Source organism: Arthrobacter sp. Hiyo1, assembly GCF_001263615.2.
Classification (GTDB): Bacteria; Actinomycetota; Actinomycetes; order Actinomycetales; family Micrococcaceae; genus Arthrobacter.
Genome location: NZ_DF952472.1, coordinates 324,810 through 326,749 on the forward strand (window position 1 = coordinate 324,810; position 1,940 = coordinate 326,749).

The 1,940-nt window shown below is 65.7% G+C and carries 1 protein-coding gene; it reads left to right on the forward strand.

All coding sequences use genetic code 11. The annotated features are described in order from the left end of the window. Positions 1 to 1,940 (forward strand): DNA gyrase/topoisomerase IV subunit A (locus AHiyo1_RS15100; RefSeq protein WP_059389110.1); only part of this gene is annotated, 1,940 nt, incomplete at both ends.

Genomic DNA, 1,940 nt, shown 5'->3' on the forward strand with positions numbered 1-1,940 from the left:
CGCTGCGCTTGCCCCTGATCGACGGGCACGGAAACTTCGGTTCGCTCGACGACGGCCCGGCAGCACCGCGCTACACGGAAGCCCGGCTCGCCGCGGCTGCGATGACGATGACCGAGAACCTCGACGAAGACGTGGTGGACTTCGTCCCCAACTACGACAACCAGCTCACCCAGCCGGACGTGCTCCCGGCCGCCTTCCCCAATCTGCTGGTCAACGGCACTACGGGCATCGCCGTCGGCATGGCCACCAACATGGCACCCCACAACCTCGTGGAAGTCATCGCGGCCGCCCGGCACCTCATCGCCAACCCGGATGCCACGCTGGAAGATGTCATGCGGTTCGTGCCCGGCCCGGATTTGCCCACCGGCGGCCGGATCGTGGGCCTGGACGGAATCCGCGACGCCTACGCCACGGGACGCGGTTCATTCAAGACCCGCGCCAAGGTGGAGATCGAGCAGCTCACGGCGCGCCGCACCGGCCTCGTGGTGACCGAGCTCCCCTACATGGTGGGTCCGGAGAAGGTCATTGAAAAGATCAAGGATGCCGTCAACGCCAAGAAGCTGAGCGGCATCAGCGACGTCATGGACCTCACCGACCGCAAGCACGGACTGCGGCTCGTGATCGAAATCAAAAACGGCTTCAACCCCAACGCCGTGCTGCAGCAGCTCTACCGGTTCACGCCGATGGAAGACTCCTTCGGCATCAACAACGTGACCTTGGTGGATGGGCAGCCGCAGACCTTGGGCTTACTCCAGCTCCTCCAGGTGTACGTCGGCCACCGCCTTTCCGTCGTGCGCCGTCGCACAGCCTTCCGCTTGGGCAAGAAAAAGGACCGCCTCCACCTGGTGGAGGGCCTGTTGATCGCGATCGTCGACATCGACGAAGTTATCCAGATCATCCGCTCCTCGGACGAGGCATCGGCTGCCCGCGAACGGCTGATGTCCATCTACGACCTGTCAGAGATCCAGGCCAACTACATCCTGGAACTCCGCCTGCGCCAACTAACCAAGTACTCGCGCATCGAACTCGAGAAGGAGCAGGAAGAACTGCGGCGCGAGATCGCCGAGCTCGAGGCGATCCTGGCATCCGACGTGCTCCTGCGCGAGCTGGTGTCCGGAGAGTTGGCCGAAGTGGCCGACAAGTACGGTACCCCGAGACGCACGGTCCTCCTCGAATCCGAGGCTGTCTCCCCCACCGTCGCCGCCGCCCTCGCAGCAGCCATCCCGGCCGGCAAGGGCAAGGCCGCCGCGCTCCCGCTCGAAATCCCCGATGACCCTTGCTGGGCACTCCTGAGCGCCTCCGGCCAGATCGCACGGACCTCCAATCAGGAGCCGTTGGCCGAATCCGGCCCGCGGAGCAAGCATGATGTCTACCGCTCCGTGGTCAAGACAACCGCACGCGGCGAGATCGGCGCGGTCACCTCGCAGGGCCGCATGCTGCGGGTACAGGTCATGGACATGCCGGCACTGCCGGCAATGTCCGGCCTGCCCAACCTTGCCGGGGGCGTCGCGGCAAAAGACTTCATCACCCTGCTCAAGGGCGAATCGCTCGTGGCGTTCGTGCCGCTGGATGCCGTGCTGGCCATCGGAACGGCGCAAGGCGTGGTCAAGCGCGTCCAGCCTGACTACCCGCTAAACCGCGAAGACTGGGAAATCATTGCCCTCAAGGACAAGGACACTGTGGTGGGCGTGGAGCCCGCCCAGGACGACGACGTCGACCTCGTCTTCGTGACCCGGCTTGCGCAGCTCCTGCGTTTCAGCGCCTCCGCCGTTCGGCCGCAGGGCCGTACCGCCGGCGGCATGGCAGGAATCAAGCTGGGGGTCGGCGACGACGTCATCCACTTCGGCACGGTGCGCGCCAATGATCCAGCCGCCGTCGTGGTGACGATTGCGGGCAGCAACGGCGCGCTGCCGGGAACCGCTCCGGGCACGGCGAAGATC